18 protein-coding genes and 1 pseudogene are annotated in these 22,209 nt (G+C 60.2%); 9 read left to right on the top strand and 10 right to left on the bottom strand.

The window, feature by feature from the left end; translation table 11 throughout:
• Positions 1-23: 23 nt before the first annotated feature.
• Together ACQZ6D_RS10910 and ACQZ6D_RS10905 are read right to left on the bottom strand one after the other, a co-directional pair.
• Positions 24-653, bottom strand: coding sequence for an SGNH/GDSL hydrolase family protein (locus ACQZ6D_RS10910; protein ID WP_097170554.1), 630 nt, complete (start codon positions 651-653; stop codon positions 24-26).
• 4 nt (positions 654-657) lie between these two features.
• On the bottom strand, positions 658-1,806 hold the full coding sequence (locus tag ACQZ6D_RS10905; protein ID WP_003511150.1) for a mandelate racemase family protein: 1,149 nt from the start codon (positions 1,804-1,806) through the stop codon (positions 658-660).
• Between the two features lie 385 nt (positions 1,807-2,191).
• On the opposite strand from ACQZ6D_RS10905, the gene ACQZ6D_RS10900 reads away from it, so the two are divergent.
• Positions 2,192-3,220 (top strand): LLM class flavin-dependent oxidoreductase, encoded by a 1,029-nt coding sequence (locus tag ACQZ6D_RS10900; protein WP_448729927.1) that lies wholly within the window; start codon positions 2,192-2,194, stop codon positions 3,218-3,220.
• Between the two features lie 61 nt (positions 3,221-3,281).
• Here the strand turns inward: ACQZ6D_RS10900 and ACQZ6D_RS10895 are convergent, their stop codons facing one another.
• Positions 3,282-4,589, bottom strand: coding sequence for an NtaA/DmoA family FMN-dependent monooxygenase (locus ACQZ6D_RS10895; protein WP_448729926.1), 1,308 nt, complete (start codon positions 4,587-4,589; stop codon positions 3,282-3,284).
• Between the two features lie 359 nt (positions 4,590-4,948).
• Here ACQZ6D_RS10895 and ACQZ6D_RS10890 point away from each other — a divergent pair, with 359 nt between their 5' ends.
• From ACQZ6D_RS10890 to ACQZ6D_RS10855, 8 genes and pseudogenes are all read left to right on the top strand, one after another.
• Entirely contained in the window at positions 4,949-6,004 is a 1,056-nt protein-coding gene (locus ACQZ6D_RS10890; protein ID WP_121557181.1) for an ABC transporter substrate-binding protein, read from the top strand.
• 7 nt (positions 6,005-6,011) lie between these two features.
• Positions 6,012-6,908 carry an NmrA family NAD(P)-binding protein gene (locus tag ACQZ6D_RS10885; protein WP_448729925.1) on the top strand — a complete coding sequence of 299 codons (897 nt, stop codon included), beginning with the start codon at positions 6,012-6,014 and terminating at the stop codon, positions 6,906-6,908.
• A pseudogene (locus ACQZ6D_RS10880) lies at positions 6,899-8,069 on the top strand (LLM class flavin-dependent oxidoreductase). Before ACQZ6D_RS10885 ends, ACQZ6D_RS10880 begins: the two are co-directional and overlap by 10 nt.
• 93 nt (positions 8,070-8,162) lie before the next feature.
• Entirely contained in the window at positions 8,163-9,362 is a 1,200-nt protein-coding gene (locus ACQZ6D_RS10875; protein ID WP_019564768.1) for a M20 aminoacylase family protein, read from the top strand.
• Positions 9,363-9,396: 34 nt separating this feature from the next.
• Positions 9,397-10,986 (top strand): ABC transporter substrate-binding protein, encoded by a 1,590-nt coding sequence (locus ACQZ6D_RS10870; RefSeq protein WP_188348414.1) that lies wholly within the window; start codon positions 9,397-9,399, stop codon positions 10,984-10,986.
• 296 nt (positions 10,987-11,282) lie between these two features.
• The gene (locus tag ACQZ6D_RS10865) at positions 11,283-11,621 is read left to right on the top strand and encodes a DUF3088 domain-containing protein (protein WP_448729983.1); all 339 of its coding nucleotides are present in this window, start codon (positions 11,283-11,285) and stop codon (positions 11,619-11,621) included.
• 41 nt (positions 11,622-11,662) lie between these two features.
• Complete coding sequence (locus ACQZ6D_RS10860; protein ID WP_448729924.1) at positions 11,663-13,258, top strand: ABC transporter substrate-binding protein; 1,596 nt, start codon at positions 11,663-11,665, stop codon at positions 13,256-13,258.
• Between the two features lie 55 nt (positions 13,259-13,313).
• Positions 13,314-14,666: an LLM class flavin-dependent oxidoreductase gene (locus tag ACQZ6D_RS10855; RefSeq protein ID WP_448729923.1), complete on the top strand. Its 1,353-nt coding sequence runs from the start codon at positions 13,314-13,316 to the stop codon at positions 14,664-14,666.
• 16 nt (positions 14,667-14,682) lie between these two features.
• On the opposite strand, the gene ACQZ6D_RS10850 is transcribed toward ACQZ6D_RS10855, so the two are convergent.
• From ACQZ6D_RS10850 to ACQZ6D_RS10820, 7 genes are all read right to left on the bottom strand, one after another.
• Entirely contained in the window at positions 14,683-15,654 is a 972-nt protein-coding gene (locus ACQZ6D_RS10850) for a LysR substrate-binding domain-containing protein (RefSeq protein ID WP_448729922.1), read from the bottom strand.
• Between the two features lie 19 nt (positions 15,655-15,673).
• Positions 15,674-16,912 (bottom strand): acyl-CoA dehydrogenase family protein, encoded by a 1,239-nt coding sequence (locus ACQZ6D_RS10845; RefSeq protein ID WP_448729921.1) that lies wholly within the window; start codon positions 16,910-16,912, stop codon positions 15,674-15,676.
• Between the two features lie 70 nt (positions 16,913-16,982).
• On the bottom strand, positions 16,983-18,038 hold the full coding sequence (locus tag ACQZ6D_RS10840; RefSeq protein WP_111801097.1) for an aldo/keto reductase: 1,056 nt from the start codon (positions 18,036-18,038) through the stop codon (positions 16,983-16,985).
• Positions 18,039-18,056: 18 nt separating this feature from the next.
• The gene (locus ACQZ6D_RS10835; RefSeq protein WP_448729920.1) at positions 18,057-18,992 is read right to left on the bottom strand and encodes an ABC transporter ATP-binding protein; all 936 of its coding nucleotides are present in this window, start codon (positions 18,990-18,992) and stop codon (positions 18,057-18,059) included.
• Positions 18,970-19,968 carry an ABC transporter ATP-binding protein gene (locus ACQZ6D_RS10830; protein ID WP_065659601.1) on the bottom strand — a complete coding sequence of 333 codons (999 nt, stop codon included), beginning with the start codon at positions 19,966-19,968 and terminating at the stop codon, positions 18,970-18,972. The genes ACQZ6D_RS10835 and ACQZ6D_RS10830 overlap by 23 nt, the downstream gene beginning before the upstream one ends.
• A complete protein-coding gene (locus ACQZ6D_RS10825) occupies positions 19,965-20,960 on the bottom strand; it encodes an ABC transporter permease (RefSeq protein WP_003511114.1) in 996 nt (331 codons plus the stop codon). Before ACQZ6D_RS10825 ends, ACQZ6D_RS10830 begins: the two co-directional genes overlap by 4 nt.
• Entirely contained in the window at positions 20,957-21,946 is a 990-nt protein-coding gene (locus tag ACQZ6D_RS10820) for an ABC transporter permease (RefSeq protein WP_026330697.1), read from the bottom strand. Before ACQZ6D_RS10820 ends, ACQZ6D_RS10825 begins: the two co-directional genes overlap by 4 nt.
• Positions 21,947-22,209: the final 263 nt, after the last annotated feature.

Raw genomic sequence — 22,209 nt, 5'->3', positions numbered from 1 at the left:
GTTCCTCCACAGGCTTCGTGTGATCAGCCAAGAATGTCTCTGACCGGAGCGGCGAGCGCCCGGCCGATTGCCGCCGTTGCCGGCGCTTCCAGATGCACGCCATCCACTGGCGAGGCGCTGGCGACCGATCCGGCATCAAAGAAGTGATGCCCAAGTTCGGCGGCGAGTTTGTGATAGAGCGGCGCAAGCCGTAGCGATTGACCAATATCGCGGCCGCCCGCCGGTTCTCCGGCGGGGCCCGCGACGCAGGGCGGTGGCGCGACGATCAGAAGCTTAGGCACTGCATCTCGCGGCTTGTAGATGAAGGTCTCGACGATTTGCGCCAGCCGCCGCATGCCCGAAACGGCGGCTTCCGCGCGACCGCCATGCACCGGCTTGATGTCGTTGGTGCCGAGCATGACGATGACGAGATCAAGCGGCATGTGGCACGAAAGCGCGACTTCAAGCGCCCGTGCGCCATTGCGGCAGGCCGGGCCGGCATGGTCGTCATAACAGGTGGTGCGCCCGCCAAGTCCTTCGGCATGAACCTTCGCCTTTCCGGAAAGCTCGGCCTCCAGCACCTCCGGCCAGCGATGCTCAGGCCGGTGGCGGAGACCCGTTGCCGGGTCTGCGCCCCAGGTGAGGCTGTCTCCAAAGGCGAGCACGGTTTTCATAGCCTTATCTCACCCGGTTGTTGTCGATGAAATCGAAATCGATATCCTCGCCAAGGCCCGGCCGGTCGGGAACGTGAACGAACCCATCGCGGTCCATCGGGTCGGACAAAGACTTCAGATAGTCGTGGCCGTCATCATATTCGAGGAAGGGATGCAGGAGGCCACGCTCGTACCAGCGGCAATTCTTGGTGGCGGCGACCACATGCAGGTTCATGGCCGTATTGCCATGCACCTCGCATTCCATACCGAAGGCTTCGGCCAGATGCATGGTCTTGAGCGCCGGCGTGATGCCGCCTACATCGTTGACGCCTGTGCGAAGAATATCGCAGGCGCCGGCCTTGATCCATTCTGCGCGGTGCCAGTGCTTGCCAGCTGCACTTTCCGGGCCGACGACGGGAATATCGAGATTGTCGGCGAGCCACTTGTAGGAGGAGAGCGACTGCTCATCCATCGGCTCTTCGATCCAGTCGAAGCCGAGCTTTTCAAGGCCACGTCCCAATGCCAGCGCGTCGGTGCGGGAATACCAGTGAAAGGCGTCGATCATCAGGCGGATATCGGGCCCGACCGCTTCGCGCACGGCCGCGCAGGCCTTGAGGTCCATCTTCACATCCGGCGCCCAGCTGACGGGCGGCATCCAGGTGTGAAGCTTGATGCCCTTGTAACCGCGCTTCACCAGCGTTTCGGCGAACCGGCCGTAGTCTTCAGGCGTTGCAAGGCCGCCTTCCAGCTCGTCCCCACACATGATCGAGCCATAGGCGAGCACCTTGTCGCGATAACCACCAATCAACTTGTATACAGGTTGTCCGAGGCTGCGACCGGCAAGGTCCCAGAGCGCGCAGTCCACCACCGCCAGCGTGCGGTCCGTCAGCTGCGCCGCCGAGCCGCGTTGCCAGTGAGCAAGGTCCTGCCAAAGGCGTTCCCGGTCGCGATAATCCTCGCCGATCAGCACTTTCTTGACGAATTTTTCGATGACATGCGGTCGAACGATTTCCGGCGCTGTGAAGGAATGGCCTTCTTGCCCGTCTTCCGTGCGGATGGTCAGCATGGCCTGTTCAACCTGATGCGCCGGACCCGGATGTGCGTGACCGGCACTGTCCGAGTGCCGACGGGTCGTCGTGCGGAAAACACGGACCTCGACGTCGGTGATGATCATAATTCCTCCCTCATGCAGGTATCGCAGCGTTCGTGGTGGCTGCAATGTCATACATGTATGCATTATTTGTCAACATGTATGATAATCTGTATTACATGTCGGAGAGGAAAATCAAGGGCATTCGCGCGGCGCTCGATACGTCGGCGTATTTACAAGGATGGAGAGGGGACAAAGCGACCGCTCCTTGAGGATTAATCTATAATTTCAGTAGACTATTGAATCGCGCAACGATCTTTCAAAAATCGCCGGGACTATAAAAGACCATGCCGCGCCAGCGATGCCGGTCATCGTGCATTCTGCTTGGGTATGCGCGGTACAGGATGATGGCCGCACCTGCGCTGTCTGAGCTTCATCATGCCTCAACAAACATTCCCGGATGCACACCATGCCTATTTCCCATATCTCGCATTTTGCTTTTCTGGTTCCCGGCAACTATCACGATGATGATCCTGCGCAGGGGCTGGAGGAAACTCTGCAGCTTTTCGAAGCCGGCGAGGCGCTGGGTTATGATAGCGCCTGGGTCCGCCAGCGCCATCTGGAACGCGGCGTGTCCTCGGCCGCCACCTTTCTCGCGGCGGCGTCGCAGCGCACCAAGCGGATTGGCCTCGGCACCGCCGTCATTCAACTGGGTTATGAAAACCCTTTCAGGCTGGCGGAAGATCTCGCCACCGTGGATGTGCTGTCACACGGACGGTTGAATGTCGGCGTCTCTGTCGGCGCGCCGCCCTTCGCCCATCTGATTTCGGATTATGTCGATACGGCGCCCGATGCGGATTACAGCCATGCCCGTGCCGAGAAGCTCGCCAGGGCCTTGAGATCAGAACCGCTGTCCAGCGAAACGGAGGCGGGCAATGCAGCGGGCGCGCAGGTGCCGCGCCTTCGGCCCTTCGCCAAGGGGTTGACCGACCGGCTGTGGTATGGCGGCGGATCGCAGAATTCCGCTCACTGGGCGGGGAAGGCCGGATTCAATCTGCTGACCGGCAATATCGTCAGCGGTGAAAATACCGATGATTTTCTGACGGCGCAGGCGGCCCTCGTTGCCCGGTTCCGGCAGGAATGGGCGCATGAGCGCCAGCCGCGCGTCGCCCTTGGCCGCGTGATTTTACCGACGGACAGTGCCAGCCCTTCGACACGCCGCCGTTATGCGGAGTTTGCGGCCGAGCGCGACAAGCGCACGCATACGCCGCATGGTGCGCGCCGCACGCTTTTTCTGCCTGATATTGTCGGGACGACGGATGAAATTCTGGAGAAGCTGTCGCGCGACCCCGTTCTGCCGTTTGTCTCGGAATTCCGTCTGGAACTGCCCTATGAATTCCAGCCGGAAGATTATCGCCAGATCGTGACGGATTTCGCATCTGTGCTGCCGCAGCTTTCCGGCGAAAGGCCGGTTTTGAAAGTGGCAACAGCTCAATAGTGCGTTCACAACGTCGCCATTCCTGCGCCGAGCGTGGGAATGGCGAACGAGGCGAACAGCGTCAGTTTGGTTGAGGCAGGTCGTATCTCTCGCGTATGGTCGTGCCTTCGTATTCGCGCGGATAAACGCCGCGGTCTTGCAGCACCGGCACGACTTGTTCGACGAATTCGGCGATATCGTCAGGGGCACGGGGCGGCTGCAATGTGTAGCCGTCAACCGTTCCGTCCTGCCAGAGATCGATGATACCATCCGCCACCTCTTCCGCTGTGCCAAGCAGTAGCCGGTGATGCCCCTCCGAGCGCCGCACGGCCTCGCGGGCGGTGAGCTTTTCATGGGTCAGCAGTTCGGAAAGGCCAAGCCCCATGCCGACAGCCCATTGCCGGTTCTGGTCGGGAATGAAGCGCTCGCCATCCAGTTTCGCATCGGGATCGAAATCGCGGGGATCGATACCGTTTTCCTTGGCGAAGCGTGCCAGAAGACCGTCTTCCGAGCCGGTTCCGCTGTAGAGTTCGTGTTTGCGCAGCGCTTCCTCGCGCGTCTCGCCGAGAATGACGACGAGGCCGGGAACGATGCGGATGCCGGAGGGATCGCGGCCGAAAGACACTGCGCGGTCACGGACCTTTTTGCCAAAGGCCTGGCCGGCGGGACGGGACAATATGTTGCAATAGATAATCTCGCCATGACGTGCCGCCAGATCGATGCCGCCCTCGGAAGCGCCCGCCTGGGCGATGACGGGGTGCCCCTGCGGTCCACGAGGGACGTTGAGCGGGCCTTTGACATGAAAATATTGCCCCTCGTGATCGATGGTCTCGGCCGTCGCCGCATCCCAGAAGCGGTCTTCCGGCACCTCGCCTTCGCGGCGCGGATCCCAGCTCGACCAGAGCTTTTTCGCGACATCGAGAAATTCCGTGGCCTTGGCATATCGCTCATTGCGCGGCGGCAGCGGGTCGTTGCCGAAATTGGCGGCGACGTTCGGATTGAAGGAGGAGACGATGTTCACGATCAGCCGACCGCCCGTGACGATATCGATGGATTGCGTTCGTCTCGCAAAATTATAGGGCGAGTTATAGGTGGAGGACACGGTCGCCACGAACCCGATGTCCGGCACCTGTGCGGCAAGCGATGTGGAAAGGATGAGCGGATCGATGGTGTGAAATGGCCGGCTTGTCGGGTCGGTCAGCAATGCCGGGTGATCCGAAAGGAAAACGGCGTCGAACCGGCCTTTGTGAGCCAGTTCCGTCAGTCGCCGGTAATAGCCGATATCGTTGATATCGTGCCGGTCTCCGCTTCTGTATTTCCAGGCATTGGCGAGGTATCCGGTGGTATTGATGCCGACATTGAGATTGAGCCGGCGTTTGTTCGTGCTCATGCTGCCACTTTTTCTTTCAGGTCTGTTGGATTGCCGGCTTGCGGGTCCGACACAATTGCGGGGAAGCGTAACAGCCGGGGTTCCGGTCGCGAGTTAAAAATCCTTGCTGTCAGGAGAAGAAAAACTTCCCAGCCATGGCCGAGGCTCCCAAGGAGAGGTTCACGTCGAGTGCCGCTCTCCGCCGAAGTATCGCGCGAGAATGATGCCGTTTCCGAAAGGATATTTTACCGGAAGTACGAAGCCATGCTGATATGGAAACGAATTTCCTCAATGGCCTCTCAAATAGTACACTTTATCTATAGAAAATATTTTATGGCGTGTAGCGTGTCGTAGAGATCGCAATTGAGAGGACGAACGCCATGGCTGATGCGGCCCTTCGCCAGGTAACCCACCCTGAAACCGTCTGGTACACGCGCTGCCCGGCGCCCACGCCGCTTTCCATCGCGGTGCAGCTTGGCTGGATCGAGGAGAGTTTCGCCGGCCACGGTATTACTGTGTCCTCCATTCGCGATGCGGCGGATCCGGCAATTCGCCAGAGCCATTTCGATCACCGTCTGGACTGGTCCTTCCGTCAGGGCGGCAATATTCCGCCTATCTGGGCAAAATCCGGCGGACGCCAGACGCGTCTTGTCGGGTTGACCAGGACCGACGAGTTTCAGGCGGTCATAGCGCTGCCAGCCAGTGGTATAACAAAGGGCGGCGAGCTCAAGGGCCGGCGCATCGGGCTGCCGAAACGACCGAACGAAACCATCGACTTCCAGCGCGCCACATCGCTCAAGGGCATCGTGTCGGCACTGACCGTCTCCGGCCTTTCCGTGGCGGAGGTCGAGCTGGTCGATCTCACCGCAACCGAGCCGGTGCTGCTCGGACCGGCTGACGACAGGTTCCATGGCCTGCGCCGACGGCTGCCCTATGGGGAGGAGATCGCGGCATTGCATCGCGGAAAGATCGATGCGTTTTTTGTCAAAGGGGCGGAGGGCGTCACCGTCGCCAATCTCATTGGCGCGCACGTCGTCGTGTCGACCGGGTTTCACCCCGATCCGAAAATCCGCATCAATAACGGCACGCCACGTCCTTTGACCGTGGATGCCACCTTTGCCGATGAAAGGCCCGATCTCGTCGCCGACCTCGTGGCCACGGTACAGCGGGTTGCCGGCTGGGCGAATGACAATCCGGCGGAAGCGGTGCGTTTCATCGCCCGCGAGATCGGCGTCAGCGAGGAAGCGGTTATCGTCGCCAACGGGGCGGATGTGTACCGTAACCTGAGGCTCGATCTCGATCCGGCGGAGCTGGATGCGCTCAGCCACTTCAAGGATTTCCTGCTGGAATGGAAATTCATCCCTGACGATTTCGATGTGAACGACTGGGCCGATCCGCGCGCCCTTTCTTTACTGCAACAGGCTGCGGCGAAGTGAGGGCGTCATGACAGCAACCATTCTTGTAACGGGTGCAACCGGCAAGCTCGGCCAACGCGTCGTCAGCCGCCTTTTGCAGAAAGAGGCGAAGGTTAGGGTGCTGACCCGCCGGGGTGAGGACGCGCTCAAGCTTTGGGGCGACAGGGTGGATATTTCGGAGGGTAATTTCTCCGATCCGGCGAGCCTGAAAGAGGCCTCACGCGCAACAGACACGGTGTTCCTGCTTTCCCCAATCGGTGAAACGCTGGCGGCGGACCAGAAAGCGGTCATCGATGCCGCTCTCTCCGCCAGCGTATCGCGGATCGTGAAAATATCCGGCTCCGACTGGACCATCGCCAATGCCGCACGCTCCATCTCGGGTGCCGCCCACGCCAAGGTCGAAAAACATCTGGCCGGGAGCGGCATTGCGCATACGGTGCTGCGGCCGAATGCCTGGATGCAGGTGGCGCTGGAACCCGTCGTTGCAGCACTACGCCAGGGGGAGGATGTGCCCGCCCGTTTCGGCGATGCAGCCGTTTCCTTCATTGATGCCGACGATATAGCCGATGTGGCGGTTCACGCCTTGACTGCGAGCACGTCTGTTTTCGGCGCCTTGGTGCTAACCGGCGGTGAAGCCTTGACGGCACTGGAAATCGCCCGCATCGCGGCCCGTATCCTGCATCGCCCCGTGGGGATATCGCATCATTCCGCTTCCGTTTTTCCGCCGCATATCGGAGCGTTCGAACAGAAGGCGATTGGTGAATTCGGCCAACTTATCCGCGAGGGCCTCGCGGCCTCCGTCAACGACAACATCGAGCGGATTACCGGTCGGCAGCCCCGCAGCGTGGAGGCCTATTTGCGCGCCCGGCTGGCAGCGACCACCCCGCAGGGTAATCATTCCGAGGGAGAAAAGACATGGCGCTGACTGTTTCACTGCCTGAAGGTCCCGAACTGAAAAGCCCCACTGATTTCGAAGACAGCCCGCTCAGCCGCGCGGTGAAGCAGCCACTGATGCTGGGGCTGTTCCTCAATCTGCAGGACATCAACTTCTCCAGCCTGCCAACCAGTAATAGCTGGACCTTCGACTACAATGCGGAGCTGGTGAAGCGCGCGGAGGAGCTTGGTTTCGAAATAGCCTTCAGCCGCACGCAATGGCTGCCCAAGGGCGGTTATGACGGCGAATCCTCGCTCGACAGTTTCATTGCGCTGGGCGCCATGGCGGCGGTCACCAAGAGCATTCTTCTGATCTCCACTATTCATGTGCTTTACGGTCCCCTGCATCCGCTCCATCTCGCCAAATATGGCGCGACGCTGGATCATATCGCCAGGGGACGATGGGGCATCAACATCGTCACCGGCCATCGCGCCATCGAGCATGAAATGTTCGGCTGGCAGCGGATCGACCATGACAAGCGCTACGACATGGCGGGGGAGTTGTTCGATGTGCTGCATCGCCTGTGGGGAGAAACCGAAAACTTCTCCTATGAGGGCAAGCTTAACCCCTGGGCCATCAACAACGGCTGGATAACGCCAAAGCCCGCCTTTGGCCGCCCGCCGCTGGTGACGGCGACCGGCTCGCCGGCCGGTATCGATTTCGCCGCCCGCCATTCCGATCTGGTTTTCGTTACCTCGCCCGGCGGCGCGCATATCGACAGCGCGCTCGAAACGCTTCCCGATCATATCGCCACCATCAAGAACCGCGCCAGGGCCTATGGCCGTCAGGTGAAGACGCTCATTAATCCGATCATCGTCAGCCGCGGATACGGAGAGGCAAGCGATCGCCTATGCCGACGCCATCGAGGCGGGAAAACCGCAACCCGGCACCCGTGCCTTTGCGACCAACAATTACGACAGCGACGCCCATGCCTGGCGGGGTCGCGGCGATGCGCGCCACAAGCAGGGGCGCAATCTCGGCGGCAATATCGAAATCATCGGCTCGCCGGAGCAGGTGGTCGAGCAGCTTGTCGGCTTGAAAAAGGCTGGCATCGATGGCGTGCAGCTAAATTTCTACGATTTCCGTGAAGATCTCGAATATTTCGCTGAGCGCATTCTGCCCTTGATGAAGGAGGTTGGCCTGAGGCTCTGACGCCTCTCCCGCCTCAGATTTCCAGTTCTGAAGCTTAGCACTTCGCAATCACAGAGATTGCGAGAACGATCTTTTTTGCCCTGAGGAGATACCGTGAATATTGCCGTCGATCCCGTCAAAACGCCCGCGCCGAAAGTCATAGACCGGATCGGGACCTATGTTCCCGAACTCGTCTCCATCCGCCACGATCTGCACCAGCATCCGGAAATCGGTTTCGAAGAGGTGCGCACCTCCGGCATCGTCGCCGAGAAGCTCACCTCCTGGGGCATCGAGGTGCATCGCGGTTATGGCAAGACCGGCGTGGTCGGCGTGCTGCGTGGCCGTCATGCTGGCAACCGTTCAATCGGGTTGAGGGCGGATATGGATGCCCTGCCGATGCCGGAAGAAACAGGGCTGCCTTATGCATCGGTCTATCCCGGTAAGTTCCACGGCTGCGGGCATGATGTGCACACCACCATCTTGCTTGGCACCGCCCGTTATCTGGCGGAAACCCGTGATTTTGCCGGCACGGTGATTTTCATTTTCCAGCCCGCCGAGGAAGGACTGGGTGGCGCACGCGCCATGATCGCCGATGGGTTGTTCAAGGATTTCCCCGTCGATGAAATTTACGGGTTGCACAATTCCTCCCATGCAGCACCCAACCATCTGAAGGTCTCGCCCGGCACCATTCTGGCAGGCGCCGATTTCTTCGATATCCGGCTGAAGGGCAGGGGCGCGCATGCGGCTCACCCGGATGTCTCGCGTGATCCGGTGCCGGCGACGGGTGAACTCATCCAGGCATTGCAGACCATCGTCAGCCGCAATGTGCCGCCGACCGATCCGGCCGTCTTGTCGATCACCCGCATCGAGGCGGGATCTGCCTATAACGTCATCCCCGAAACGGCCTCGATTGCAGGCACGGTGCGGGCCTTCTCCGACAGCGTGCGCGAGACCATAAGGGGCCGAATCCGCACGATTTCCGATCACATTGCCGCCGCTTACGGGCTCACCGCCGAGGTGGATATTCGCGACATATTCTCGGTTCTGACCAATGATGACGCATCGGTGGAGATTGTGGCCGGGGTGGCGCGCGAAGTTCTCGGAGACGAGCGCGTTTCCACCGAGCCCAGCCGCTTCATGGGCAGCGAGGATTTCGCCGACCTCCTGAAACATGCGCCCGGTGCGTTTTTCACCCTCGGTCATTCCGGCACCGTGCCAGCCCATAATCCCGGTTTCATTGTCGACGATGCCATCCTGCCGGTCGGCGCCACCTTGTTTGCCCGGCTGGTCGAAACCCGGCTGAAGCCTGCCTGAAAATTTGAAAACAAGCCTGCAAGAGGAAACATCCATGGATATTACAAGACGTAAGACATTGCTTTTGAGTGCTGCGCTAGGTGCGGCCATGCTGCTGCCATCCGTGCCGGTGCTGGCGGCAGAAACGCCGAAAAAGGGTGGTATTGTCACCCTTGCGGGTCTCGGTGAGCCGACGACGCTTGTGCCGCTTTCCGATTCCAATACGCGAACGCGCGCGATTTCCACCAAGATCCTGGAAGGGTTGGTACGCTTCGACAGCGAGTTTAAGCCGCATCCGGTTCTCGCCGAAAGCTGGGAAACCTCCACCGACGGGCTGCGCTACACCTTCAAGCTGCGCAAGGGCGTCAAATGGCATGATGGCAAGGATTTCACCGCACAGGATGTGAAATTTTCCCTGCTTGCCTTCAAGAAGGTGGGCCCACGCGGCCGTATCACTTTCGCCAATGTTGCTGATATCGAAACGCCCGATCCGCTGACGGCGGTAGTGGTGCTTTCCAAACCTGCGCCTTATCTTCTGAGGGCGCTGACTGGTGGCGAAACGCCCATTTTGCCGGCCCATGCCTATGCTTCGGAAAACTACAATGAGAGCCCGAACGGCAACGCGCCCGTTGGCACTGGCCCCTTTGTGTTTGAGGAATGGAAACGCGGCAGCTATGTGAAGCTCAGGAAGAACCCGAACTACTGGCAGGCCGATCTTCCCTATCTCGATGGCTTCGTGGCGCGGTTCGTCGCTGACGCGGCCTCCACCACCATCTCGGTGGAAACGGGCGAGGCGGATTATACCGCCGATGTCTCCTACAGCGATCTGGAGCGTTTGCGGCAGAATCCCAAGCTTTCGGTGGAGGTATATACCGACTCCTATCTCAATAACGCCGCCATATTCGAGTTCAATCTGGAGAACCCGATCCTCGCGAAAAAGGAGGTGCGGCACGCGCTGGCACATGCCATCGACCGCAATTTCATCAACGACGCGATCTTTTTCGGCACGGCGAAACCCGCCGGTTCGAACATTCCAGCGGTATTCACCGCCTATAATGACGAGAAGCCCTTTACCTATCCCTTCGATCTGGCCAAAGCGAACGAGCTGCTGGACAAGGCGGGGTATCCGAGGGGTGCGGATGGCACGCGTTTTTCGCTGCGGCTGGCCTTCCTGCCCTCCGACGTTTTCCGCAAAACCTCCGAATATCTACGCTCGTCCTTCGGCAAGCTCGGCGTGAAGGTGGATATCGTCGAAGGCGATCTCGCGACCTTCATCAAGCGCGTCTATACGGAGCGCGGTTTTGACCTGACAGTGAACGGCATCAGCCGGTTGTTTGATCCGACAGCGGGCGTGCAGCGGCTCTACTGGTCCGATGGCATCAAGAAACCCGCGCCATACGTCAATGCCGCCCACTACAACAATCCCAGGGTGGATGATCTTTTCCGCGCCGCTGCGATTGAAGTGGATGAAACGAAACGGGCGGGGCAGTTCCACGATATCCAGAAAATCACCGGTGACGAATTGCCGAATTTCTCTATCGTCGCCCTGCCGACCGTCATTCTGCGCAACACCAGCCTGCAGTCTCTCGTCACCACCATCGACATTGCCTATGGCGATCTGTCGACGGCCTGGAAGAACGAGTGAGCGTTTTGCATATGGCAATAAAAAACCCGGCAATTTTGCCGGGTTTTTTATTGCTGAAAACGGCCCTCCGGCCTTTTCCCACTATCGCGGGATAACGGCGTTTTCGGGAAAAACGTTGCCTTTGGAACAGGCCGGCAGGAACGGTGATGCCAATTATCGGAACTCTAAAAAAATCAATTTCTTCAATAATTTAGGGCGAAGGAATTCTTCGTTTTGCGGGAAGAATAGCTTTCTGGACCTCTGATTTCTCTGCCTGCACTGTGTCCATGAAATCTCACCCGCACACGATGGATGCCATGGCCAAGGATACGCTTTTTTTGATCGCCCCCGGTTTTGAAGACCCCAAGCACCCCGGCGTCCGGTTCGTCTGCCCGCATTGTAACCAGATCGAAGGCCTGCTTGCCACCTTTCCGGACCTTGTCGCCGGGATCGATATCCACCGGGTCGGTTTTCAGCGTCCGCGCGAAGCGGTCATCGCCGTCCTGGGTGAGGAAAACCAGTCGTTGCCGCTGTTCGTCTTTACCGGCGATGCACCAGCCGATGCGACGACCAGAGGCGACACGCACTTCATTCAGGACACGAAACGCATTTTGCAAATCCTCGCCGAGCGTCACGGGTTCCCGCAACTGCACTGAGATGCCGCACCCCGCACATCGGGTTTTTATCGGAGACAGACATGACCTTTTCCAGACGCCAGTTTCATAAAATTGCACTCGCCGCCGGCGCTTTCGTGGCGCTTCCAGGTGGTTCTTTCGCTGCTGCTGAAGAGCCGGTTTCGGGCGGTACGCTCAAGATCGTCTATTTTCCCGAGCCGACGCAACTCGTGGCAATCAATACCAGTGCGGGCGGTCCGCAGTTCATCGGATCGAAGATTTATGACGGGCTTTTGACGTACGATTACGAACTTTCGCCCAAGCCGAGCCTTGCCAAAGAATGGAGCGTTTCCGCCGACGGGCTGGAATATGTCTTTCATCTGCAGCCGAATGCGAAGTTCCATGACGGCAAGCCGGTGACATCGGCGGATGTGGAGTTCTCGATCCTGCGGCTGAAGGAAGCTCATCCGCGCGGCCGGGCGACTTTCTCACATGTTGAAAGCGTCGATACTTCCGATCCGCTGGTCGCGAAGGTGAAGCTTTCCAAGCCGGCGCCGGGATTGATCACCGCGCTCGCCTCGTCGGAATCGCCTGTTGTGCCAAAGCACATCTTCGAGACCTTCAAGCCGACTGACAATCCAAAACCCGCCCAGATCATCGGCAGCGGTCCCTTCGTCCTGAAGGAATGGGTGCCGGGCAGCCATATTCTTCTAGAAAAGAATGCCGACTACTGGGACGCGTCAGGTCCTTATCTCGACCGCGTCATCATTCGCCTCATCAACGATGCGGGCGCTCGCGCGGCGGCGCTGGAAACCGGAGAGGGCGACATTGGCCCGAACCCTGTGGCGCTTGCCGATCTGGAACGACTGAAATCCATCCCGACGCTGAAGGTGGATGACCGCATCTACGCCTATGCCGGCCAGCAGAACCAGCTCGTCATCAACCTTGAGAACGAATATCTCAAGGAATTGAAGGTGAGGCAGGCCATTGCCCACGCGATCGACGTTCCGGCGCTGATCGATACCGTGCTTTACGGTTACGCCGTGCCATCGCCCACGCCGATCAGCCCCGGCCTTGCGAAGTTCCACAATCCGGATATCGGTTTTGCCAAATTCGACGTCGCGCTGGCGGAAAAGCTGCTGGATGAGGCGGGCTTTCCGCGCAAGGATGGCGGCAAGCGCTTCAAGCTCAGGGTCACCACCAACCCGTTCAACCCGCAGACCTATTCGGATTTCATAGCGCAGGCGCTTTCCAAGATCGGCATCGAGGCGGATATCCAAAAATTCGATTTCGGCACCTATGTGAAGGTCGTTTATACCGATCGCGCCTGGGACCTTTCAGTCGAATCCCTCTCCAATACCTTCGATCCGACGGCCGGCGTGCAGCGTGTCTACTGGAGCAAGAACTTCAAGATCGGCCTGCCGTTTTCGAATGCCAGCCACTACGCCAATCCGGAAGTGGACCGGCTGCTGGAAGCGGCCGCGGTGGAGCCGGATATCGAAAAGCGCGCAGCCTTCTTCAAGGAGTTTCAGGCCGTCGTCGCCAAGGATCTTCCCGTCATCAATCTCGTTTCGCCAATCCAGCCGGTCGTCGGCAGCATCCGCATCAAGGATTACGCGACAGGGGCGGAGGGTCTCAGTGGCAATCTCGCCAAAGCGTGGGTGACGAAGGAGGCGTAAGCGCATCCTCACCTCTCGTTTAAAGCCGCGTCAACGTTGAAAAGGGTTCATCGCCATGAGCAGAAAATCCGAGAAGCTGGTCCTCAATGCGTTCATCTATCCGGGTGGGCACCATGAAGCAGCCTGGCGCCACCCCGAGTCGGAGCCACTGCGCGTCACGGATATAAGGCTCTACCAGGATATCGCCCGCAAGGCCGAGGCGGCAAAGCTGGATGCCATTTTCTTTGCCGATGCGCCGGTGCTGGACGCCAATATCCGCTATGCCGCCCGGCACCGGCTGGAACCGATCACCATGCTGGCGGCCTTGGCGGCCGTCACCGAAAAGATCGGCTTCATTGCGACGGCCTCCACCACCTATTACGAGCCTTACAATCTCGCGCGGCTGTTCGCCTCGGTCGATCATATCAGCGGCGGCCGGGTGGGCTGGAACATCGTGACGACCTCGGCCGATGCAGCGGCCGGAAACTTCAATCTCCAGCAGCATCCGCCGCATGCCGACCGTTACCGGCAGGCGACTGAGTTCGTCGATGTGGTGACGAAGCTCTGGGACAGCTGGGAAGACGATGCCATCGTCGCCGACAAGGAGAGCGGTCTTTTCGCCGATACCGACCGCATCCATCCCGCCAGTCACGAGGGCGAGTTCTACCGGGTGCGGGGCGCGCTCAACCTGCCACGCTCGCCGCAGGGCAGGCCGGTCTATGTGCAGGCCGGCTCTTCGGAGGACGGCCGTGGCTTTGCTGCCCGGTATGCCGAGGCAATCTTTACCGCGCATCAAACTCTGGAGAGTGCGCGGTCTTTTTATTCCGACATCAAGAGGCGCGTGGCGGCCACGGGGCGCAATCCCGCCCATGTGAAAATCCTGCCGGGGATCAGCCCCTTCATCGCCTCCACCGAAGAGGAGGCGCGAAAGCTAGAGGCGAGTTTCAACAATCTCATCCAGCCGGCCTTTTCGCTTGGGCAGTTGCAGCGCATTACAGGCATTGATCTCTCATCGGCCGATCTCGATCAGCCGTTGCCGAAGGAGGCGGTGGAAGCGACGCGCGCGCAGGCGGATAGCAGCCGGCATCAATTGGTTCTCGATGTCATCGACCGGGAAAATCCGACGATCCGGCAATTGTTGCACCGGCTTGCCGGCGGGCGCGGCCACAAGGTGATTTCGGGAACGCCGGAACAGGTGGCAAACTGGATAGAGACCTGGTTCCGTGAAGGTGCTGCCGACGGCTTCAACATCATGCCGCCATGGCTGAATGGCGGGTTCGATATTTTCGTCGACGAGGTCGTGCCGATCCTCAAACAGCGCGGGCTGTTCCGCGAGGACTACGAGGGCGACACGCTGCGTGATCATTACGGCCTGCCCCGGCCGGAAAACATCCATACGACCAGGGAGTTGCAAAGGGACCGCGCCTGATGTGGGACGGGCGTGTTCAGGCGGCGGCTTCGAGAGAGCGTGTGTCCTCGCGCAACAAGGCGAGTAGAGATGCGACTTCCGGCAGCCGCCGCCTGTCAGGACTGGTCAGAAGATGATACCGGCTGGCGGTCGGCTGAGGTGCGCCGAAAGGTGCGATCAGACGGCCGGTTCGAAGCTCTTCGGAAATGAGCGAGTGGCGCGCAAGGCCGATGCCGTGGCTGGACAAGAGTGCCTCTATCAGCGCGGTCTGACGCGAAAAGCGCGGTCCGGTTGCCGAAAGCCGAAGCGGAATGCGGCAGGCGCGCAGCCAGTTTGCCCATTCGAAGGCAGCATCGGCGCCGTTGCCGCGCAACATCGCAAAAGAGATATCCCGAAGCCGCTCGGGTTCACCACCAAGCTGGTGGCGGGTGGCAAAATCCGGGGTGCAGACGGCACTGACGGCGTCGGCAAAAAGCGGTTCGTGAATGAAACCGGGGATTTGTCCGTGGGTCGCGACGATCGCGCAATCGGCATCGAAATGCGTGAGGTCGATGGTATCGCCCTCGAGAGATTCAATCGAGATATCTACGTCTCCAAGGGCTGGAACGATGGTTCCCAACCGTGGCGCCAGCCATCGGGCCGCAAAACAGCCTTCCGCCAGAACCTTCACCTGCCGCCGGCCGCCGGAGGCCATGAGATCGGAAAGGCTGCCGATCATCGTCTCGAAAGCGTCCGCAAGGCCGGGGTAAAGCGTGCTTCCGGCCTCGGTCAGCACCAGCTCGCCGCGCTGGCGGCTGAAGAGTGTTTGCCCGAGATGGGTTTCCAGAATGCGCACCTGCTGGCCGATTGCGGCAGTCGAGACATGCAGTTCTTCCGCGGCCCGCGAGAAGCTGGCGTGACGCGCGGCCACGACAAATGCGCGCAGGGCCGTCAGCGGCGGGAGCCGGGAAAGCGTCGGCAACCGGAAAGCCGCTCTTGCGACCGAAGGAGGGATGAATTCCGTTCTCATGCCCGTTTTCCCTTCATGGTTAGAATACCCGGCCTTCCCTGAGGTGCGTCGTAGTGCCGTTGAGATAGTAGTCGCCGATGACACGCGCCTTGTGGGCAAGCGGATTGTGGTTGTAGACCGTGCGGATGTTGCGCCAGTGGCGGTCGAAATTCCGCTCGCTGGACGTCGCCGATCCGCCGCCGAGTTCGTAAAGGTTGGTGGCGACCGTCAGTGAAAGCTGCGATGCGATGATCTGGGTACGGGCGGTGGCGAGAGAACCTTCCAGCAAAGCCGCTTCTATCGCCTCTTCGTCGCCGCTGGAAAAGGCGGCGGCGGTCCTGTCGAGCGTTCTTGCCGCCTCGCGGATCAGCGTCTTGACGGCGAAGGCACCGGCGCTGATCTCGCCGAGCATCTTCTGCACAAAGGGGTCCTGATTGGCGGTTTCGGCGCTGCTGTGGAGCGTGGTGCGCGCCTGGCGCAGAACATAGTCGATGCCATCGTTGAGTGCACCCTGAACGGCACCGGCGGCAGAGGCAGCGAGGTGCAATTGTCGCATGGCCGAGCTGTGGCGCCCGATCTGGCTGCCGAGCTTGCGGGTCGTCAGTTCATGCGGGAGCACCTCGACATTTTCAAGCAAAACGCCGCCGCTTGCCGTCATGCGCTGGCCCATGCTGTCCCAGTCGTCGAGAATGGTGATCCCGGGCCGATCAAGCGGAATGAGGACGCCGATCGGCTGTTCGTCGTCGCCGACAGCGCTAAAGGTGCCGAAATCTGCGAAGGCGGTGCCGGTCGCATACCATTTGCGGCCGTTCAGACGATAACGGTCGCCATCGGCGCTGAGGCGCGTGGTGATTTCGCCGGGGCGTTTGGTCCCCTGTTCCGTGCTGGCGCCCGCAAAGAGCTTGCCGGTGAGGACATTTTCGAGGTGCCGCCGATCCTCAAGCTCGATCGGTGTGAGAGCGAGGTTTTCGGTGAAATTGAAATGGCTGCGGAGTGCGTGCGGAATATTGCTGTCGGCTTCCCCGAGAATCATCAGGACTTCTATATAGTCCGCAATCGAGCCTCCCGGCCCGCCTTTGGCCTCGGGGATGCGCAGCGTGCCGATCTTGGCTTCTTTGATCAGGCCGAAGATTTCGAAGGGAAGTTCCCGCTGACGCTCACGGCGAGCGGCATCCTTGGCGGCAACAGCCCCAATGTCCCTGGCGCGGGCCAGAATGTCGTCTCGGCTCGGCACGCTGGAATTATCGGTGGTTGCGGTCTGTATTTTAGGATTGGACATTGCGGATTTTCCCTGAGCGGATGTGATGACCTGCGGCACGGTCGCGCCGCAGGCATTTTCTTCTGGACGATCAGGCGACCGCGCGCGGCTTGACGACCGGGCGGGGAGCCGGTTCGATATTGCGCGGCACGCGGCCTTCGACGGGATGGCTCGGATCGTTGAAGCCGGGTGTCGAGGGATGGCCTGTCGTCACAAGGCTGTCGACCAGCGCCTCGTCTTCCGCATCGATCTTCACATCGAGGGCGCGGACGTAACCGTCCCAATGGTCTTCAGTGCGCGGGCCGGTGATCGCGGCGGTGACGAACTTGTTGTTCAGCACCCAGGCGAGCGCAAAATCCGCTGCCGAAACACCCTTTGATGCGGCGTGCGCCGCAACCTTCTGGGCGATTTCGACCGACTCGGGGCGCCATTCGGTTTCCAGAACCCGCTTGTCGCCACGGCCGACACGGGTATCTGCGCCCGGCTGCTCACCCGGCTGATATTTGCCGGTCAGCACGCCACGTGCCAGCGGCGAATAGGAAACGACGCCCAGCCCGTAATTATGTGCCGCAGGCAGCTGCTCGGCTTCGGCCGTGCGGTTGACGATGTTGTAGAGCGGCTGGCTGGCGATAGGCCGGTCGATGCCGAGCTGATCGGCCAGATGCGAAATTTCGGCGATGCGCCAGCCCCGGAAATTGGAAACGCCGAAATAGCGCAGCTTGCCCGCACGGATGAGATCGGCAATGGCGCGTACCGGTTCTTCCAGCGGCGCGTCGAAGACGGCGCGGTGGAAATAGAGGATATCGATGTAGTCGGTGTTGAGACGGCGAAGCGAATTCTCGACGGTCTCGATCACCCATTTGCGCGAATGGCCGCCAAGGTTCGGACCCTTGGTGTGGGAATTGACGAATTTCGTTGCCAGAACCCAGTGATCGCGACTGGTCTTGATACCGCGACCAACGACTTCTTCCGACTTGCCGTCGTGATAGACATCGGCAGTGTCGATGAAGTTGATGCCCTGCTCGCGTGCCTTGTCGATGATGCGGAAGGCCACGTCATCCGGCGTCGGGCCTCCGAACATCATCGTGCCGAGGCTCAGCGGTGAAACTTTCAGCGCGCTGCGTCCGAGATAGCGATAGTCGACCATTATGGTTGCTCCTTCAGTTTATTGGGCATGGTGGCAAGCCACGGCGTGGTTCTTGCCGAAAAGGGTGTAATCCGGCGCTTTTTCGCGACAGAGATCGGTGGCGAGCGGGCAGCGGGTGTGAAACCGGCAGCCGGATGGCGGGTTGTGGGGGCTCGGCAGGTCGCCGGAAATGGGCGCTGCCTGCTTGCGGCGCGCGGGATCGGGAACGGCTGCGAGAAGCGCACGGGTATAGGGGTGTTTCGGCGAGGCCCAAAGCTCCGCGGTCGGCGCGCTTTCCACGATCTTGCCGAGATACATGACGAGAACGCGATCGGAAAAATAGCGTACGACCGAAAGGTCGTGGGATACGAAGAGATAGGACAAAGAAAGCCGTTTCTTCATCTCCACCAGAAGGTTGAGGATCTGCGCCTGGATGGAAAGATCGAGCGCCGAGACAGGCTCGTCGCAGACGACCAGTTCCGGCTCGAGAACGAGCGCCCGGGCAATGCCGATGCGCTGGCGCTGGCCGCCGGAAAACTCGTGCGGATAGCGGTCGAGTGCATCCGGTGGCAGACCCACCTGCGCGACGATCGCCTCGACGATCTCCCGCTGTTGCGCCCTGTCGCCAATGCCGTGCACCTTCAACGGCCCGGTAAGGATAGTTCGCACCGTCTGGCGTGGATTGAGCGACGCGAATGGGTCCTGAAAAATCATCTGGATGCGGCGGCGGATGCCGCGCAACTGCGACGACGACATCGCCGTGACATCGGCGCCCTTGAAGGTGATCCTGCCGGAAGTGGGCTCCACCAGCCGCATCAGCGACTTGCCGAGCGAGGATTTGCCGCAGCCTGATTCACCCACCAGCGCCACGGTCTCGCCCGCCTCGATGTCGAGCGACCCATCGTCGACGGCGCGGACTGTTCCGCGTCCTCCCGAATAGTGGGTGGAAAGACTATGCACTGACAAGAGCGTCATCGGATACCTCTTGGGATGTGGGGGATACGAAGGGGCAGGCGGCGTAGCGGCCTTCCGAGACGAGCCTCAGCGGCGGTACGAACTGCCCGCAGAAACCGCGGGCGCTCGGACAGCGTGGCCGGAAGGCGCAGCCGCGCTCCCCCGTGGCGGAAACGATTGAACCCGGAATTTCGATGAGTGGCCCGTCGCGATAATGCTGGCCGTCTTCGGCGCGCGGAGAGGCAGCCAGCAGGCCGCGCGTATAGGGGTGGTAAGGATTGGAGAAAACCGGTTCAGGCAATCCTTCTTCCACCTTGCGGCCGGCATACATGACCATGACCCGATCGGCCCATTGCGCCACAATGCCAAGATCGTGGGTGATGAGGATGACGGCCATGTTGAGATCGCGGCGCAGATTGTCGAGCAGCTGCAGGATCTGCGCCTGTATCGTCACGTCGAGCGCGGTCGTCGCCTCGTCGGCGATCAGCAGTTTGGGATTGCAGGCAACGCCGATGGCGATCATGACGCGCTGGCGCATGCCGCCGGAAAGCTGGTGCGGATAATCGTCCACGCGGCGCTGGGCGTCGGGAATATTGACGAGGTCCAGAAGCTCGATGGCGCGTTTGCGCGCCTGGTGCCTGTCGATCCTTTCATGGATGCGCAGCACCTCGACGATCTGTTCGCCCACCGTCAGGACCGGGTTCAGCGATGTCATCGGTTCCTGAAAGATCATGCCGATATCGCGGCCGCGAATGCCGCGCCATTGCCGCTCGGAAAGCGGCAGCAGATCGCGGCCTTCGAGCAGAACACGCCCGCCGGTTTTTGCATGCGACGGCAACAGGCCGATCAGGCCGAGCGCAGTCAGCGATTTTCCCGAGCCGCTTTCGCCGACGATTGCAAGCATTTCGCCGGACTGCACATCGAAGCTGACGCCCTTGACCGGTTGGGCTGAGCCGAAGCTGACGGAAAGATCGTGGACTTCGATAAGTTTGCTCATCGGCGTTCCTCCGAAAAACGGGGGTTGAGCGCATCGTTGAGACCGTCGCTGATGAGGTTCAGCGAAATGACGGTGAAGACGATGGCGAGGCCGGGAAGGGCGGTCAGATACCAGGCGGTGCGAATGACGTCGCGTCCCGACCCGATCATCGAACCCCAGGAAACACGGTTGGGGTCGCCAAGTCCCATGAAGGAAAGGGCTGCTTCCATGAGGATCGCACCCGCCACCATGACGGAGGAGGTGACGATGATCGGCGGCAGGGCGTTGGGCAGAATTTCCTGAAACACGATACGCGCATGGCCATAACCGAGGCTTCGTGCGGCAAGCACATAGTCCTTCTCGCGGATGGCGCGGAATTCGGCGCGGGTCAGGCGCGCAACAAGTGGCCAGGTAATGATGCCGATTGCCGAGGTTACCGTGGTGACCGAAGGCTGGGCAATGGCGACGAGCACCACCAGCAGCACGAAGTTCGGCAATGTCTGGAAGATCTCGATGATCTTCACGAGAATATCGTCGATGACGCCACCGAAATAACCGGCGAAAGCACCGATTGTTATGCCGATCGTCAGCCCGATCAGGGTGGCGACGACACCGACGGTGAGCGAGATGCGTGCGCCATGCACGATGCCTGCCAGCACATCACGCCCCATGGAATCGGTGCCGAGCGGATAGGCTGGATTCTGGCCGGGCCAGAGGAAGGGGCGGGCCACCATTTCCAGCGGATCGCCCGGATAGATCAGCGGGGCCGTGACAGCGGCGATGAGGACGGTGGCAAGAAACAGCAGCCCAACGATGGCGTTGGGATTGGTCAGGAAAATCTTCAGTTCCCGCCGCAAGCCGCGCCGCGGCACGGAGACGGAGCGGGCTGAAAGCGCGTCCGGCGCATGAATATAGGGCCAGACCTTTTCTTCAGGTTTTTTAGGTTTGGGATTGCTCTCTTCGGCACTGAGTTCGGCCGCGTCGAGAACTGCTGATGTCTGGGAGGAATTCATCGGCTTTCTCCGATGCGGGGGTCGAGCCATGCCTGCAACAGGTCCACGGCGGCATTGACAATGATGACGACAAGAGAAGAGAGAAGCAGAATGCCGAGTAGCACGCTGAAATCGCGGGCCATGACGGCCTCGAAAGCAAGACGGCCAAGGCCTGGCCAGCTGAAGACGGTCTCCACCACGACCGCACCGCCCAGCAGGCCGCCAATATGCATGCCGGCCATGGTGGTGATCGGGATGAGCGCGTTGCGCAGAATATGGCGTGTGGTGAGCCGGAAGGGTGAAACGCCTTTTGCCCGTGCCGTGCGCACATAGTCCTGGGATTTGACTTCCAGCATCGCCGCGCGGGTGAGGCGGGCATAAATCGCCAGAAAATAAAGCGCCAGCGAAAGGGCGGGGAGAACGATATAGCGCAGCCTGTCCAGAAAAGCGTCGAGGCCGGTGAGGCTGCTGCCGATGGTGCTGTCGCCGCCAGACGGAAGCCAGCCGAGCTTGACCGAGAAGGTGAGGATAAGCATCAGGCCGATCCAGAAGCCCGGCACGGAATAAAAGATTAGCGAGCCAATCGAAATGATCCGGTCCGGCAGCTTGCCGGAAAAGAGCGCCATGATGGAGCCGAGGAAAACGCCGACGAAAATCGCAATGCCAAGTGCTGCTCCCATCAGCGCCAGCGTGCCGGGCAATCGCTGGCCGATAAGATCGGCGACCGGCATGCCGTAGCGGGGTGAAAAGCCGAGGCTGAACTGGGCCAGATTGCCGAGATAGTTCATGAGCTGATGGACGACCGGCAGGTCGAGCCCGAAGCGTGAGCGAATTTCGGCCATGGTCTCGACGGTCGCCGAACCCGCTTCCGCGGCCAGCACGTCAGCCGCATCACCAGGCGCCAGCTGCAGCAGGAAGAAGTTCAGGATGACGATACCGAGAACCGTCGGGACGGCCTGAATGGCCACCCGCCTTGCCTGCGATAAAATCCGTTTCGAATTCGACATCGGCTCCAGTCCATTCGCTTGAAAACATGAAATCGGCCCGTAAAGGCGTTGGTATTAGTTGACTAATTTTATGGAATTTGTCAAAGAGTAATAGAATTATTTTCTGAAACTTACGGAAAAATGCGCCATAAAGAAAAGATAATTCCTATTTATGAGAATGGTTGGTGCTTCATGCCAATCTCACTCTCGTCTGCGGAACAAACTTCTTCCCAAGCGCGGCCGTTCAGTTTTGCCGGTTTTTCGCCGGTTCAATTAAGGAGAGG

The organism is Agrobacterium sp. 22-3639C2 (assembly GCF_053522105.1).
This window is presented reverse-complemented; position numbering and strand designations above follow the sequence as displayed.